The following is a 16632-nucleotide window of genomic DNA, read 5'->3' on the forward strand; positions in this document are numbered from 1 at the left end:
CTTAGTCAAATGTTGGGGTGGCATAGGAGGGCGAGCCCCTCTTATCCTACCCCGAATGTTTGATGTTTGAATTGATGATGCAAGAGAATACGGTTTCGCAAGCGATCATAACGCCGAAAACCAAAGGCATTTCTCTTAATCACCTTCGTTTGATTATTCAGTCCTTCAATAAAACCATTGTTTAAGCCAAACGCGAAGCTATTCAAGATCTCGGTCTGCCAGTTCTTCAGCGTCTGAATGGCTCGGTGGAACTCCTTTAACGGGCTCGCCTCCACTCTTCGGTAAAAGGCGTAGAGCCCTTGCTTCACCTCGCTCATTCGTCCTTCCCTTCCTTGCATCTTCGCTTCTTGATACCACCGACGAAAATGTTCTTTTAGCTCATACGCTTCCCTTAAATCAGGGGATAGCTCTAAGTACCGCTCCACCTTCTTCTTTTGCTTATCATCCAGTCCTTCTCTCTCTTTCTGAAACAGATGTTTGATCCGTTTACATCGTTTTCGATGATACGGATGGAACGCTTTTTGCACTCGGCGGCGAACCCCTTCCAGAGCCCAGTAGATGTAACGACAGAAATGGAACGGATCCCCAATGATGAGCGGGTGGCCTAAGGCCTTTTGAACAGCCGACTTGAAGGTATAACTAAGATCCATCACGACCGTTTTTACATGATGACCCTTCTCTTGAAGATATCGTTTAAGCGTATCGGCTTTACGATCCGGTAAGATATCCAGTGGCTTCCGTGTATCTGCATCCGCAATGATCACTTGATATTTCCCCGCATTCGTATCCCCTTTGTAATCATCAATCGCAATCCGAGGAGGAAGGTGATCCACCTTCTTCACGAGGGGGGCCGCCAATTGATCAAACCGGCGCATGGCAGTTGTCACGGACGTTTGGAATTGATTCGCTGTGTCCGTAAAGTTCTTCCCTTGAATGAGCCGTAAGCGAAACGCTTGATTCCATTCCACTGTCTGACGCTGATATCGCTCTACAAAACAGGCTTTCTCCGCAAACCGCTTCCCGCATCTGCACGCGTACCGGCGCTTTCGATAGAATAGATACACCCACCGTTCAAAGAGCTTGAGATGTTGAACTTTTTGGATGCGGTAATCATGGATTCTCTCGGTTCTCTCCCCGCAGGATGGGCAACGATGAGGCGTTCGCGGCATTTCTACATGGAGCGCGATAAAGCCCTCTCGTTCCTCCATCTTTGTGACCTTCACACCTTTTAATCCGGGCAAATTCATGGTAAAATTCATCGTACACGCAGCTCCTATCCTTTCTTTGTTTCTGGACAATTCAAGGATAATGGATAAAGGAGCCTGCGTGCATTTTTTTTGCCCTCTTTTGTGCAAAAACCCCAACATTTATTGTAGAGCCAAAAAAGAATTAATTAAATTTATGCAAAAAAAACGCCTCTAGCGACTGCTAGAGACGTTGCAAATCATGCTTGAGCAGGCTGCTGATGAGCTCCTGACTCGATCTCTTCCATGTAATGACATGCGGCGAGATGACCGTCTTTCATATAGTCAGCTGTACGCAGCTCAGGGGTTTCCGTTCGACATTTATCAGTCGCAAATGGACACCGAGTATGGAAGCGACAGCCGTTTGGTGGATCGATTGGCGAAGGAACATCGCCTTTAAGGATAATGCGCTCTTTTTTCTTCTCAGGGTCCGGTACGGGAATCGCAGATAAAAGCGCCTTCGTATACGGATGCTGAGGATTTTCAAACAATGACGTTTTATCAGCAATTTCCACGATGCGACCAAGATACATGACGATCACTCGATCCGAAATATGGCGAACGACACCGAGATCATGGGAAATAAACAGATACGTTAGTTTGAATTCCCGTTGAAGTCGTTTTAGTAGGTTAATTACTTGCGCTTGGATCGACACGTCGAGCGCGGAAACGGCTTCGTCACAAACGATCAATTTCGGATTTACCGAAAGAGCACGGGCAATCCCGATCCGTTGACGCTGACCTCCACTGAACTCATGGGGAAAGCGGTCAGCTTGGTGAGAACCGAGGCCTACGGTATCCATTAGTTCACGAATGCGCTCGCCACGCTTGTCTCTTGGGACGACTTTTTGAATTTCCATTGCTTCCTCGAGCACTTGACGAATCGTCTGTCGCGGGTTGATGGAAGCATAAGGGTCTTGGAAAATGATCTGTAAATCTTTACGTTTTTTACGCATTTCTCTTTTATTTAAGGAAAGGAGATCTTCCCCTTGGAACTCGATCTTCCCATCTGTTGGCTCATCTAAGCGAAGAATCGCTCGGCCTGTTGTCGATTTCCCACAGCCAGATTCCCCAACGATACTAACAGTTTCCCCTTCATAGATCGTAAAAGACACATCGTCTACTGCTTTTACGTGGTTGACCGTTCGCCCTAAAATACCGCCTTTGATCGGAAAGTATTGTTTTAGGCCTTCAACTTTAAGAAGTTCTTTCTGCATAGATGTTCACCTCCGGATCGCCGTCCCATTGTTCTGAATAAACCCAACAGCGAATTTGATTCCCGTTCTCGTCCGTTTCAAGATCCGGAAGGCGTTCTTTACAAATATCGCTCGCAAATGGGCATCGTGGTGCAAAGCGGCAGCCTTCAGGCATATCTGCCGGGCTAGGGACATTCCCTTTAATAACCGATAGCTCTTCGTCCTCAAGGTCAATGTCATGACGAGGGAGAGAGTTTAATAGACCAACGGTGTATGGGTGACGTGGATTTTTAAATAACGTTTTCACATCGGCATATTCAACGACTTTCCCACAATACATAACAGCGACGTAGTCACAGGTTTCCGCAACAACGCCAAGGTCATGGGTAATCATAATGATTGACATGCCGAGACGATCCTGTAAATCTTTCATGAGCTCAAGAATTTGCGCTTGAATCGTCACATCCAATGCAGTTGTTGGTTCATCGGCAATTAGTAGCTCCGGATTACAGGCGAGTGCCATCGCAATCATGACACGCTGTCTCATTCCACCTGATAACTCGTGTGGATACTGGTGCACCCGTTTTTCAGGAGAAGGAATCCCAACGAGCTTCAGCATATCAACAGAGCGTTTTAACGCTTCTTTTTTTCCTAACTTTTCGTGGATGCGGAACGACTCACTAATTTGCTGTCCTACTGTATAAACAGGGTTCAATGATGTCATCGGTTCTTGGAAAATCATTGAAATTTCGTTCCCGCGAATTTTTCGCATGTAAGCTTCGTTTTTTGTAACGAGATTTTCCCCTTTAAAGTTAATCTCTCCACCGACTACTTTTCCAGGCTCTTGAATTAACTTTAAAATCGAGAGGGACGTAATGCTTTTACCAGAGCCGGATTCTCCAACAATCCCTAGCGTTTTTCCTTTAGGGACAGAGAACGTCACACCGTCCACCGCTTTTACCTCGAACGCTTCTGTGAAAAAGGAGGTACGGAGGTCACGCACTTCAAGAATCGTCTCCGCCTTTGAGGCCACTTTCGTCGTCACAACATTTCCCACCTTTCTTCATCCATCTATATATGACACGTACAGTTATTTTTAATTTTTAATCTAGGTCAATCCGCTTGTTCAAGAAGCGATACGTAATATCGACGAGCAAGTTAACAAAAACGAACAGGACGGAAATGACGAGTACAGCTCCTTGGACCACAGGGAAGTCACGCTGTCTAATCGCTTCAATGATTAATCGACCGAGCCCGTTAATTGCAAAGACTTGTTCGGTTAAGACCGAGCCGCCTAATAGGAATCCGAATTGAATCCCGACAACGGTGACGACAGGGATCAAAGCGTTCTTCAAGGCATGGCGATACACAACGACACGCTCTTTTACCCCTTTCGCACGAGCGGTACGAATGTAATCTTGATGGAGGACCTCCAGCATACTGGATCGCGTCATTCTCGCAACGATCGCTGCTCCAGCAGTACCTAACGTAATGACAGGTAAAACGATTTGACGGAACGAACCCCAGCCTGAAGGCGCGAACCAAGCCGTATCAAACGGTAGCCATGGTGTATAGCCAATCGCAAACCATTGAATCAGCATTAACCCGAGCCAGAAGTTTGGCATCGATAAGCCGAAAAGGGCAATGATCATTAAGGACGTATCAGCAAAAGAGTAACGCTTTGTTGCAGAAACAATTCCCGCAATTAACCCTAAGAATACACTTAAAATAATACTGTAGATTGATAGTTCAAGAGTGACCCAAAATCGTTGGGCAATATCATCAGCTACAGGGCGACCACTACGGAAGGATGTTCCTAGATCCCCTTGGATGACACCTGATACATAGTTAAAGTATTGAACAGGAACCGGATCATTAAGACCGAGCCGTTCGCGAATGTTTTCAACGGTTTGTTGAGGTGCACTCTCCCCAGCAATCATGATCGCAGGGTCACCAGGGACGAGGTGCAGCAAGCTGAAAACAATAATCGACACACCAATTAAGACAGGAATAGTTTGAAGTAGACGTCGAATGATAAAAACAAACAATGTTTTGCACCTCTTTTCCTAGTTTTTCGATTTTGGATCAAGTGCATCTCTTAATCCATCTCCAAAAATATTAAACGCAAGTACGACGACGACAATTGCTAACCCTGGGAACAAGGCAACATGAGGTGCGTCATACATGTAGTTTCGGCCATCGCTAAGCATCGCTCCCCATTCAGGAATCGGCGGCTGTGCACCGAGCCCGAGGAAGGAAAGGGCACTGGCTGTAAGGATGGACGTAGCAATGCTTAACGTCCCTTGAACGATAATCGGAGATAAGACGTTCGGTAAAATGTGCTTGAAAATAATGCGAGCGTCGCTTGCACCGAGCGCTTTCACCGCATCAATGTACTCCAATTTTCGGACGGCAAGGGTAGAACCACGGACAATCCGGGCAAACACAGGGATCGAGAAAATCCCAACAGCGATAATAACGTTATTTATACTCCCTCCTAGAATACTAATAATCGCTAGAGCTAGTAGAATTCCAGGGAATGCGAGGAGAACGTCCATAATTCTCATGATGACGGTATCAACAAGCCGACCGTAATAACCGGACACGACTCCGAGAATAACTCCAACAATCGCTCCTAGTACGACAGAGAAAAATCCTACATATAGGGTGATCGACATCCCGTGAATGATTCGAGTAAAAATGTCGCGCCCGTGGTGGTCTGTACCGAACCAATGTTCAGCCGATGGTTCGGCGAGCTTATTCATCACATTTGGCTCATAAGGATCGTAGGTTGTAAAATATGGTCCAATTAAAGCGACAACAATGAAGAAAATAATTAAGGACAAGCCGACCATGGCCGCTTTGTTTTTTGCGAGTTTTTTATAAAAATTTTTCCAACTCTGAATGCGAGGATTCGGAGGTGGAGCTGCGGTAGCTTCGCTGTTAATCGTCTGTTCCGTCTGTGCGCTCATCGCTCATTTTCATTCCTTTCATTATTCGTTAAATATTTTGACAAATTAATACTATTTACTCGGTTGATTATACCACGTCCATATTTTTTTACAATGTCAAAATTTGTTTTGTACTATAATAATTCATTGTAAAATCATACCGAAGTTTGTCAAAAAACTTGAAATATATTTTTTCAGTGGACAATTGATCGTGTTAGGTGTACACCAGTTCTTCAACGTGCTAAAGTTTATGAATCTTTCAAAAAAATCTTGTTTTTCTAGAATGCTTAAGTTATAGTGATATTGATTTTAAAAAAATCACAAATGGAAAAATAGGGGGTATTTTCGTGAAAGTGTCTAAAAATTCTTTCCTTTTTTGGGCCCTTGCACTCATGCTAACCGTTGTACTAGCAGCGTGTGCTAGCGAGCCTAACGAGGGTGCAGCCGACCCAGAAACAGACGAAGGCGAAGGGACTGAAGCGCCAGCTGAAGCTGGTGGCGATTTAGTGATTGCCCAATTATCTGATGTTGTGTCTTTAGACCCAGCAGGATCTAACGATACGCCATCATCTGACGTTCAAGCAAACATTTACGAGACGCTTGTCGTCACAGACCAAGACATGGAGCTTCATCCGGGTCTAGCAACAGAATGGAATCCAATTGATGATACGACATGGGAGTTTAAGCTTCGTGAAGGGGTAAAATTCCATGATGATACGGACTTTAATGCGGAAGTTGTAAAGGCGAACTTGGAGCGTATTCTTGATCCAGAAGTGGCGTCTCCGCGCGCATTTCTTTATGACATGATTACTGATATTGAAGTCGTTGACGATTACACGGTTCATATTACAACAGAATTTCCATTTGCTCCACTACCTGCTCACTTAGCGCATAACGGTGGCGGTATGGTTTCTTTAGAAGCGATTGAAGCTGATTATGCTGCGATGGAAGAAGGAAAAGATCCAGGTAGCTACATCAATGAAAACCCAACTGGTACAGGTTACTTCAAATTTGACGATCGTGTACCTGATCAATATGTAAGGCTCGTGCGCAACGATGACTATTGGGATGGAACTGCGTTACTAGACTCTGTCACTTTTAAAGTTGTAGGTGAAGACTTAACACGTATTGCTGAGCTAGAAACAGGAGATTCTCACATCTCTAACCCATTAAGCCCATCTGACGTTTCTCGTGTGGAAGCGACAGAAGGTATGCACGTCCATCGACAAGATTCTATGAGCTTGTCCTACATTGGCTTTAACTTAGACAAAGAGCCATTTGATGATGTACGCGTACGTCAAGCGATCTCAATGGCAATCGATAAAAGTCAGATTATTGACGGAATTTACGATGGTGTCGGAATTCCAGCGATCGGACCGTTAGCACCAGGTACGGTTGGTTACGATGATACAGTTTCTGGTCTTGATCACGATATTGAAAAAGCGAAAGAGCTTCTTGCAGAAGCTGGATATGAAGATGGGTTCTCTACAACGCTTTGGACTAACGACAACCGTGAGCGTGTTGACGCTGCGACTAACGTCCAAGCCCAATTGAAAGAAATCGGAATCGACGTAGAGATTGAAGTGCTTGAATGGGGAACATACCTTGAAAATACAGCAAATGGTGAGCATGACATGTTCGTCCTTGGTTGGTCTACGGTAACAGGAGATGCAGACTACGGTCTATATGCATTGTTCCACTCTTCTCAAGTAGGTGAGCCAGGAAACCGTACATTCTTAAAAGATGATGAATTAGATGAATTGCTTGATAAAGCGCGTAGAGAAACAGATGAAGAAACACGCCTCGCTCTTTACCATGATGTTCAAGAAAAGCTAGTTGAGCTTGCGCCAATGCTTTACATCCATCACCAACAATACCTACTAGGTGTTCGTGATGAAGTGAAGAATCTTGAGCAATCTCCGACGCAAATCTTGCAATTAAAAGACGTTTACATCGAGCAATAATCTTAATTGAGGCACTTTCTCTAGTGGAAGGTGCCTCACCCTTTAAAAAAGATCTTGCCAAGCTGCCTGTGATTTGTTATAGTAATTTTCGTCAGCATGACCGTTATGGAGGAGTACCCAAGTCTGGCTGAAGGGATCGGTCTTGAAAACCGACAGGCGGGTTAAACCGCGCGGGGGTTCGAATCCCTCCTCCTCCGCCATTACATAACGAAAATGATTCCCCTCTAAAAGTCGAGGCTTTAGAGGGGTTTTTTATGCCTTTTTGTCCCCTTATATACTAAAGGGTGCCGTGGGCTACCTTTTCCCGTTGTCTTAAAGTATAGAACAAGGGAATCGTGCTCATGCTAGAAAATACGCGATCGCTTGGAAAGGATTAAGACGATGATGGATGAGAAGAAAAAACAAGAGCAAGGGCTATCAACAATCGAAAAAGCATATGTTCGTTGGGTATCTATGAGGAAATTTGAAAAAGGGCCCGCGTCAAGTAAACGTCTCCCTTATAATAATAGGTAGATGCAGGTTGGAAGAGGAGAGTACGTATGCAGAAAGACGATTTTTATTATATGCGTGAGGCCCTAGTTCAAGCGGATGAAGCCGAACGGTTAGGAGAAGTGCCGATCGGAGCAGTGATTGTAAAGGATGGAGTTGTTGTAGCTAAGGCTTATAACCTACGGGAAATCAACCAACAGGCGATTGCCCATGCTGAGCTGCTTGCGATCGAGAAAGCATGTAAAGCATTAGGGACATGGCGATTAACGGGTTGTACGTTGTACGTGACGCTAGAGCCATGCCCGATGTGTGCGGGGGCCATTGTTCAATCCCGGATCGAACGTGTCGTATACGGTGCAACTGACCCGAAAGCCGGCTGTGCGGGAACACTAATGAACCTTCTGAACGAAGCGCGATTCAATCATCAAACAATCGTCGAGTCTGGTGTACTAGAAGAAGAATGTAGTCAGAGATTGACCGCTTTCTTCCGCAAGCTGCGAGAACGGAAAAAACGAGGGAGCGATACATAGGACTTTCCGGTCTTTTCCTATTGCATTCTTCGAGAAAACAAACTATACTAGAAATGCGTCTCTTTTGACGCCAACAACCATGTTATTAAATTTCCGTGCTAGGTGGGGAGGTAGCGGTGCCCTGTCACTCGCAATCCGCTATAGCGAGGCTGAATCCCTTCTAGAGGTTTTGTCACCGTAGGGTCTGCCCTAAGTAAGTGGTGTTGACGCTTGGGTTCTACGCAACGAAAACCCACGAACCCTGTCAGGTCCGGAAGGAAGCAGCAGTAAGTGGCCCCTTTCGTGTGCCGTAGAGTCGCCTGGGCCGAGCTAACTGCTCAGGTAACGCCTAGGGTGGCATGATCGAAGGAAGGTGCACGGTTTTATACTTAATCATAAAAAGAGGCTGGGACAAATCTAACTAAGAAGTAATTGTAGAAAGGGTCCGATCATCAAAATAAGATGTTTGGACCCTTTTTAGTTGTATTTTTGGTCATCTGTTGTCCTATTAACTGCTCATGGCGGTGTACTTTCTCAAGTTCACCGCCATGAATGCAAAACCTAATTCATTTTTTACCTTCTCTTTTCCTCTCACTGACATACGAGTGAAACCCAAATTAGCCTTCAAAAATCCGAAGACTGGTTCCACATCAATCTTACGTTTACCGTAGATTTCGCCCGTTTTCTCTTCTGAAAGCTTTTGTCTGATGGATTCCTTTTGCTGTTCCCATTTTTCATTGTAGTGTATTTTTCGGTTATGGCCTTCTTTAGCCTTGGTGCATTGGGAACGGAATGGGCAACCTGAACAATCCTCACACTCGTAGACTTTAAATGCTCGTGTAAAACCACTTTTATCTTTCCGATTTGATAGGTAACGGAACGTCAACTTTTGCCCGTTTGGACATGTAAAAGAATCTGTTTCCTCGTCATATTCCCAATTGGCAGAGTGAAAGTCGTTATTTTTATATCTTTTTTTCTTCTCCTTACGGTACATACTTATACGTGATAAGTGGAGTGCACTCCCGATTCATTACATCTTCATAATTCTGTTCACTACCATACCCTGCATCAGCGACAATGTACTGGGGCAGCTTAAAGAAGTGTTCCTCAATCTTATCCAGAAAAGGAATAAGCGTGCGTGTATCTGTTGGATTTGCGAAGACATCAAATGCAAGCGTATATTGCCCTTCTGTCGCAATTTGCACATTATATCCTGCTTTTAGCTGGCCGTTCTTCATGTAATCATCTTTCATTCGCATAAAAGTGGCATCCGGATCCGTCTTGGAATAACTGTTACGCTCTCCGAATATGGACATGTCGTTTTGGTATTTTTGTTTGCGGGCCAAAAAATCTTTGAACTGTTTGAGGTACTGTTTCGATCTTTTGCGTTCCGAACGTAGTTGTTTACGTTCCTCTACTTCTGCACTTTCTTTAATTTTTTTATCAAATTCCTCCACTTTCTCGTCAAGCTTTTGCACGACCTCGTGGAGTTCTTTAGGAGATAGTTCTTCCTGATCTTCCCGTTCTATTACCGGAATAATTTCCTTTTCCAGCAATTCATCATACATTTGATTGGATTTCTCCACCAAAGCTGCACTGTATTTTTCCGTCGCTTTGCGCCAAACAAACGTAAATTTATTGGCGTTCGCTTCGATCTTCGTCCCGTCAATAAAGATAGCTTCTTCCTCTATCAATTTTTCCTGCACAAGCTGGCAACGAAATTGGACGAAGCACTGACGTAGTAGTTCTTTTACGTCTTCGTGGACACGAAAGCGATTGATGGTACGGTAACTCGGTTCGTATCCTTGAGCCAGCCACATCATACGAATACTATCCTTGAGTAATGCTTCCATTTTTCTTCCGGAGAAAACAGATTGTGTGTAAGCACATAAAATCACTTTCATCATCATTCGTGGATGGTAAGCAGGGCTGCCCGTGTCACGCAAAAAACTGGCGAAGGCTTCATCAGGAATCTGTTCCACGAGGTCATTTACAGTGTAGGCAATATCCTTTTCCTGAAGCTTTACTTCTAAATCTAACGGCAAAATCACTTGATCCATGTTATAATATTTAAACATAAGGACACCCCCGGTAAGTTATTGTGTGGTTACTTTAATTTTACCAGAAGGTGTCCTTTAGGTTTCAACAAATTAGTTGATTGTAGCGAAAGGAGCGAGACGCCTTCGGGAAAAGCATTCGGCGAAGATCCCGCAGGGCGGTTTTCCCGAGGAAGCTGAGGCAATGCCCGAGGCAAGCGAGCATCCTGTAGCGAAAATCAACAACAAAGTTTAGCAGAGCATAAAAAGGAAAGAGAGACACCCACCCAAACTTATTGGGATGAGTGCCTCTCTATTTTTTATTTACCGGGTTTTGTCCCAGCCTCTTTTTTTACTTCTTTGATGTGAACGATCAATGGATCGGCGTGAAGAAATGGAGAAATTTTTGAAATCCATCCCTCCATTCAGATATAATAGAAAAAGATGTGTACGCGGAAAAAAGGAGGTTGTGGGATGAGTTATCAAGCGTTGTACCGCGTGTGGCGGCCTCAGAAGCTGCAAGATGTGGTTGGACAAGAGCATATTACGAAAACATTGCAAAACGCGTTGGTGCAAGAGAAATTTTCCCATGCCTACTTATTTTCCGGGCCTAGAGGAACAGGGAAAACGAGTGCGGCAAAAATTATTGCAAAAGCGATAAACTGCGAGCAGGCTCCTATCGCTGAACCGTGTAATGAATGCCGAGCGTGTAAAGGAATCACCTCAGGTTCAATTGTAGATGTGATGGAAATTGATGCGGCCTCAAATAATGGAGTGGACGAAATTCGCGACATCCGTGATCATGTGAAGTTTGCCCCAAGTGAAGTTCGCTATAAAGTGTATATTATTGATGAAGTACATATGCTTACAACCGGTGCGTTTAACGCGTTGTTAAAAACGTTAGAAGAACCTCCGAGCCATGCCATTTTTATTTTAGCAACGACAGAGCCTCACAAAATTCCACTCACGATCATTTCTCGTTGTCAACGATTTGATTTTAAGCGTATTTCCAACGACGCTCTTGTGGGACGAATGAAGGAAATATTGACCCATGAAGGGATTGAAGCAGAGGATGAAGCGTTGGTTCTCGTGGCTCGAGCAGCAGAAGGTGGGATGCGGGATTCGCTTAGCCTTCTTGATCAAGCGATCTCTTTTGCTGATGAACGGGTCACGGTAGAGGATGTCCTTGCGATTACCGGTGCGGTTTCCCACGAAGTGCTTACCCAGGTTGTTGAATCAGCACAGAAAGGAGAAACAGCAGAAGCGCTACAGCTTGTGAACCAGCTATTAGCTAACGGAAAGGACCCACTCCGTTTTGTAGAGGATTTAATTTACTACTACCGTGATCTCATGTTATTTAAAGCAGCCCCGGAAGCAAGTCAACTATTAGAGCGAGCGCAGATAAATGATTCTTTTAAAACATTAGCAGGGGAAATTAACGACGCATCTCTTTTTGCGGCGATCGAGATTTTGAACGATTGTCAACAACGAATGCGATGGTCTTCTCATCCCCGTGTCGCATTAGAATTAGGGGTGGTAACCCTTTGTCAACAGGTGGTGCAAGTACCTGCATCACCTCAGGCAGGGGCAGCTACCCACCCTAATGTAGAAGCTCTCCAAGAGCGAATCCAGCAATTAGAGCAAGCGGTCCAATCATTGAAAGTAAATGGGGTAGCTAGTGTTACCGCAGAGGAACCGAAGTCGAAGCAGGCGTCGCGCCGTCCTTTAAAACAAATGCCTAAAAGCCAAGCGCCGACAGGGAAAATCAAAGAGTTACTTAAGGAAGCGTCCAAACAGCAGCTCCAGTTGGTCAATGGCCGATGGGGAGAGATTATGGAACGGGTTAAAGCACAAAATGTACCTGCCCATGCTTGGTTGATGGATTGCAAGCCGGCGGCAGCATCTCCGAAGTTTATTTTGTTAGCGTTCCAAAATGAAATGCATCGTGATATGATTGATACGAAATTTCGTCCGTTTATTGAATCTGTGTTACGCGACATTTTCCAAGCGCCGCTGGATTTTCAAACGTTGCTACAAAGCCAGTGGAATAAAGTGAAGGAAGAATACGTCCGTGATCAGCGGGGGGACGGAGAGGAACCGTCGTCCGACCCGCTAATAGAGGAAGCCATCAAGTTAGTAGGATCTGATTTAATTGAAGTGAAGGATTAATTGAGGAGGTTTTTTGAATGAAAAATATGGGACAAATGATGAAACAAATGCAAAAAATGCAAAAGCAAATGATGAAAGCGCAGGAAGAACTAAAGGAAAAGACCGTCGAGGCGACAGCTGGTGGCGGAATGGTGACGGTTGTAGCGAGTGGCGACAAGCGAATTTTAGATGTGAAAATTTCTGAAGACGTCGTTGATCCAGATGATGTAGAGATGCTTCAAGATTTAATCTTAGCGGCAACAAATGAAGCGTTAAAGAAAGTGGATGAGTTGGTCGAACAAGACATGGGTAAGTTTACGAAGGGATTGAACATGCCGGGTATGTTCTAGGAGGAGTCAGCGGTGCAATATCCAGAGCCGATAGCTAAATTAATTGAAGGTTTTATGCGTTTGCCAGGCATCGGTCCGAAAACGGCTAGCCGCCTGGCTTTTTTTGTCCTTGAGATGAAGGAAGATGATGTTCTTGATTTTGCTAAGGCACTTGTGAATGTGAAACGGAAGCTGACCTATTGCTCCGTTTGCCATAACATAACCGATACGGATCCGTGCCGTATATGTGAAGATTCGAAACGCGATGAATCGGTTATTTGTGTCGTGCAAGATGCAAAGGATGTTATTGCGATGGAAAAAATGAAAGAGTACCATGGGAAATATCATGTATTGCACGGTGCGATCTCTCCTATGGACGGGATTGGCCCTGAAGATATCAAAATTCCTGAACTTATTAAGCGGCTCCAGGATGATACGATTCAAGAAGTGATCGTAGCCACAAACCCAACGATTGAAGGGGAAGCGACCGCGATGTACATTTCGCGACTCGTGAAACCAACAGGGATTAAGGTGACGCGAATTGCCCACGGATTGCCTGTCGGAGGAGATTTGGAGTACGCTGATGAAGTCACATTGTCGAAAGCGATGGAAGGTCGAAGGGAACTGTAGGCGAGGAGGCAGCTATGTTTTTCCGGAAGAAGGGGAAAATAAGAAAAATTGAAGATGAACGCTTACTTGCTTTTATCGAAAAACAAAAAAAGCAGTTAGAAATGCAACAACAAATGGTGGAAAACAGTGTAGATCCGTCAGAAGAGGTGCTCTATCGGTTGAAGCTGACGAAGGCGAAGTACTTGTTCTTATTAAAAGAAGCGAGAGTTCGCAATACGTCTAAACGATGATCTTCACTTATAAGAAAGGTGGTCTTTTCTTTAGCTTGTCTACATACATTTAGGTATGAGGGAAGTAAGGGAAAGAGGTGAGACCGATCGATCCGGTGGTTGTTATAACGATTCTTGGCGGTGCTATTGTTGTCCTTTTAATCGTTGGCGCTCCGATAAAGCCGTTGCGCATGCTCGGGCAAATCGGAATTAAGTTCGTAATCGGTGGATTGCTGTTGTTTTTCGTGAATGTATTTGGAGCGTTGATCGATCTTCATGTGCCGATTAATTTTATTACTGCAGCGGTGTCAGGGTTTTTAGGGATTCCAGGACTGGCCTTGCTCGTTGCCATTCAGCAATTAGTTCTTTCGTAATTTGGAGAGTTTGAATGGGACCATTCGAACTCTTTTCGTATGTTTTCAGAGGTAACGGGATTGCTAAAATACTATAAAGGTAAAGTTTCCTGGAATAATATCTGATGGCTCATAGCGACAGGTGGAGTTTACTGTCTGTATTGTACTTGTGGTATAAATGCTATTGATTTTATAGGCACTAAAGGAAATGTATTTATTTGGAAGTAAATTTATTTTAAAAAAGGGTTGTGTTTATATTTTATAAGTGTTATATTATTAAACGTCGCTTCAAACAACACAAAAAAAGTTGTTGACATAAATACGAGCGACATGTTATATTAATCTAGTCGCTAAAAAACGACGCAGTTCTTTGAAAACTGAACAAAAGCCAAGCGAAATAAAGAGATACAAGGTATCTCGTCAATTTACTTCATTAAATATGAGGTGTCGCAGGAAACAACATCCTGTGAAACATGAGCTTTATCAAACTTTTATGGAGAGTTTGATCCTGGCTCAGGACGAACGCTGGCGGCGTGCCTAATACATGCAAGTCGAGCGGACCAAAGGGAGCTTGCTCCTAGAGGTTAGCGGCGAACGGGTGAGTAACACGTGGGCAACCTGCCTGTAAGACTGGGATAACATCGAGAAATCGGTGCTAATACCGGATAATAAAAAGAACTGCATGGTTCTTTTTTGAAAGATGGTTTCGGCTATCACTTACAGATGGGCCCGCGGCGCATTAGCTAGTTGGTGAGGTAACGGCTCACCAAGGCGACGATGCGTAGCCGACCTGAGAGGGTGATCGGCCACACTGGGACTGAGACACGGCCCAGACTCCTACGGGAGGCAGCAGTAGGGAATCTTCCGCAATGGACGAAAGTCTGACGGAGCAACGCCGCGTGAGTGATGAAGGTTTTCGGATCGTAAAACTCTGTTGTTAGGGAAGAACAAGTGCCGTTCGAAAGGGCGGCACCTTGACGGTACCTAACGAGAAAGCCACGGCTAACTACGTGCCAGCAGCCGCGGTAATACGTAGGTGGCAAGCGTTGTCCGGAATTATTGGGCGTAAAGCGCGCGCAGGCGGTCTCTTAAGTCTGATGTGAAAGCCCCCGGCTCAACCGGGGAGGGTCATTGGAAACTGGGAGACTTGAGTACAGAAGAGGAGAGTGGAATTCCACGTGTAGCGGTGAAATGCGTAGAGATGTGGAGGAACACCAGTGGCGAAGGCGACTCTCTGGTCTGTAACTGACGCTGAGGCGCGAAAGCGTGGGGAGCAAACAGGATTAGATACCCTGGTAGTCCACGCCGTAAACGATGAGTGCTAGGTGTTAGGGGTTTCGATGCCCTTAGTGCCGAAGTTAACACATTAAGCACTCCGCCTGGGGAGTACGACCGCAAGGTTGAAACTCAAAGGAATTGACGGGGGCCCGCACAAGCAGTGGAGCATGTGGTTTAATTCGAAGCAACGCGAAGAACCTTACCAGGTCTTGACATCCTTTGACCACCCTAGAGATAGGGCTTTCCCCTTCGGGGGACAAAGTGACAGGTGGTGCATGGTTGTCGTCAGCTCGTGTCGTGAGATGTTGGGTTAAGTCCCGCAACGAGCGCAACCCTTGACCTTAGTTGCCAGCATTCAGTTGGGCACTCTAAGGTGACTGCCGGTGACAAACCGGAGGAAGGTGGGGATGACGTCAAATCATCATGCCCCTTATGACCTGGGCTACACACGTGCTACAATGGATGGTACAAAGGGTTGCGAAGCCGCGAGGTGAAGCCAATCCCAGAAAGCCATTCTCAGTTCGGATTGCAGGCTGCAACTCGCCTGCATGAAGCCGGAATTGCTAGTAATCGCGGATCAGCATGCCGCGGTGAATACGTTCCCGGGCCTTGTACACACCGCCCGTCACACCACGAGAGTTTGTAACACCCGAAGTCGGTGGGGTAACCTTTTGGAGCCAGCCGCCTAAGGTGGGACAGATGATTGGGGTGAAGTCGTAACAAGGTAGCCGTATCGGAAGGTGCGGCTGGATCACCTCCTTTCTACGGAGTTTTTAACTCTAGTCGACCATTCGCAGATTCATCTGCGGAAGGACGCTTCGGACTTTTGTTCAGTTTTGAGAGAACTCAAAACTCTCAATTAAAATGCTTTTGCTCCTGCGATTACTCGTCGCAAGGCAGCATGAAGCACAGACTGGCAAGTGTTGCATGATGTGATTGAAATCAGTAGCCTTGTTCAGTTTTGAAGGAATTGTTCCTTCAAAACAACTGATGAAATTTGACAACACGTCAAAATGGTTCTTTGAAAACTAGATAATGATAAATTGTAAGTGAAGATGAGCGCGATGCTCATTGGAAGCTTATATGACGCAAATCGAGTTCACCGGGTATTTAACCTACATCCTGTAGGGAGAATACTCACGAACGAGACGTCAAGAATTCCATGACGCTTTTGATGAATAACAAAGAGTCTCAAGTAGATCGAGGAAGCAAGGGTTTGAGGAATGGAGCGTATAGGAAAAGGAACCACGCTAAGGGCGTGACATCGTGTCACAACGCCTGGTACCTACATCCTGT

At 45.2% G+C, this 16632-nt stretch carries 12 protein-coding genes, 1 tRNA gene, 1 rRNA gene, 1 other RNA gene and 1 pseudogene; 10 read left to right on the forward strand and 6 right to left on the reverse strand.

Annotated features, from left to right (window positions below; all coding sequences use genetic code 11):
- Window positions 1-41 precede the first annotated feature (41 nt).
- From FED51_RS00160 to nikC, 5 genes are all read right to left on the reverse strand, one after another.
- Window positions 42-1259: an ISL3-like element IS651 family transposase gene (locus tag FED51_RS00160; RefSeq protein ID WP_138090126.1), complete on the reverse strand. Its 1218-nt coding sequence runs from the start codon at window positions 1257-1259 to the stop codon at window positions 42-44.
- A gap of 185 nt (window positions 1260-1444) precedes the next feature.
- The gene (locus FED51_RS00165; protein WP_053432630.1) at window positions 1445-2461 is read right to left on the reverse strand and encodes an ABC transporter ATP-binding protein; all 1017 of its coding nucleotides are present in this window, start codon (window positions 2459-2461) and stop codon (window positions 1445-1447) included.
- A complete protein-coding gene (locus tag FED51_RS00170; protein WP_010896212.1) occupies window positions 2442-3485 on the reverse strand; it encodes an ABC transporter ATP-binding protein in 1044 nt (347 codons plus the stop codon). The genes FED51_RS00165 and FED51_RS00170 overlap by 20 nt, the downstream gene beginning before the upstream one ends.
- Window positions 3486-3543: 58 nt before the next feature.
- The gene (locus FED51_RS00175; protein WP_010896213.1) at window positions 3544-4488 is read right to left on the reverse strand and encodes an ABC transporter permease; all 945 of its coding nucleotides are present in this window, start codon (window positions 4486-4488) and stop codon (window positions 3544-3546) included.
- Window positions 4489-4506: 18 nt separating this feature from the next.
- The gene (nikC, locus tag FED51_RS00180) at window positions 4507-5412 is read right to left on the reverse strand and encodes a nickel transporter permease (protein ID WP_053432631.1); all 906 of its coding nucleotides are present in this window, start codon (window positions 5410-5412) and stop codon (window positions 4507-4509) included.
- Between the two features lie 326 nt (window positions 5413-5738).
- On the opposite strand from nikC, the gene FED51_RS00185 reads away from it, so the two are divergent.
- From FED51_RS00185 to ffs, 4 genes are all read left to right on the forward strand, one after another.
- Entirely contained in the window at window positions 5739-7355 is a 1617-nt protein-coding gene (locus tag FED51_RS00185; protein ID WP_053432632.1) for a glutathione ABC transporter substrate-binding protein, read from the forward strand.
- 107 nt (window positions 7356-7462) lie between these two features.
- Window positions 7463-7555: transfer RNA gene (locus tag FED51_RS00190), tRNA-Ser, on the forward strand.
- A gap of 339 nt (window positions 7556-7894) precedes the next feature.
- Window positions 7895-8374, forward strand: a complete 480-nt coding sequence (gene tadA, locus FED51_RS00195; RefSeq protein WP_053432633.1) for a tRNA adenosine(34) deaminase TadA — start codon at window positions 7895-7897, stop codon at window positions 8372-8374.
- A gap of 93 nt (window positions 8375-8467) precedes the next feature.
- Window positions 8468-8734: signal recognition particle sRNA large type (gene ffs / locus FED51_RS00200), an RNA gene on the forward strand.
- A gap of 139 nt (window positions 8735-8873) precedes the next feature.
- On the opposite strand, the pseudogene FED51_RS00205 reads toward ffs, so the two are convergent.
- A pseudogene (locus FED51_RS00205) lies at window positions 8874-10431 on the reverse strand (IS1182 family transposase); the annotation flags it as partial.
- 432 nt (window positions 10432-10863) lie between these two features.
- Here FED51_RS00205 and dnaX point away from each other — a divergent pair.
- From dnaX to FED51_RS00235, 6 genes are all read left to right on the forward strand, one after another.
- Window positions 10864-12558: a DNA polymerase III subunit gamma/tau gene (gene dnaX / locus FED51_RS00210; protein ID WP_053432634.1), complete on the forward strand. Its 1695-nt coding sequence runs from the start codon at window positions 10864-10866 to the stop codon at window positions 12556-12558.
- Window positions 12559-12575: 17 nt separating this feature from the next.
- Window positions 12576-12887 (forward strand): YbaB/EbfC family nucleoid-associated protein, encoded by a 312-nt coding sequence (locus tag FED51_RS00215; RefSeq protein ID WP_053432635.1) that lies wholly within the window; start codon window positions 12576-12578, stop codon window positions 12885-12887.
- Window positions 12888-12899: 12 nt separating this feature from the next.
- Entirely contained in the window at window positions 12900-13496 is a 597-nt protein-coding gene (recR, locus tag FED51_RS00220; RefSeq protein ID WP_010896220.1) for a recombination mediator RecR, read from the forward strand.
- A gap of 14 nt (window positions 13497-13510) precedes the next feature.
- A complete protein-coding gene (locus FED51_RS00225; protein ID WP_010896221.1) occupies window positions 13511-13726 on the forward strand; it encodes a YaaL family protein in 216 nt (71 codons plus the stop codon).
- A gap of 86 nt (window positions 13727-13812) precedes the next feature.
- Complete coding sequence (locus FED51_RS00230; RefSeq protein ID WP_041821049.1) at window positions 13813-14079, forward strand: pro-sigmaK processing inhibitor BofA family protein; 267 nt, start codon at window positions 13813-13815, stop codon at window positions 14077-14079.
- A gap of 469 nt (window positions 14080-14548) precedes the next feature.
- Window positions 14549-16098: ribosomal RNA gene (locus FED51_RS00235) — 16S ribosomal RNA — on the forward strand.
- The last annotated feature ends 534 nt before the right edge of the window (window positions 16099-16632 follow it).

It is taken from the genome of Halalkalibacterium halodurans, from assembly GCF_005671335.1.
Classification (GTDB): Bacteria; Bacillota; Bacilli; order Bacillales; family Bacillaceae_D; genus Halalkalibacterium; species Halalkalibacterium halodurans.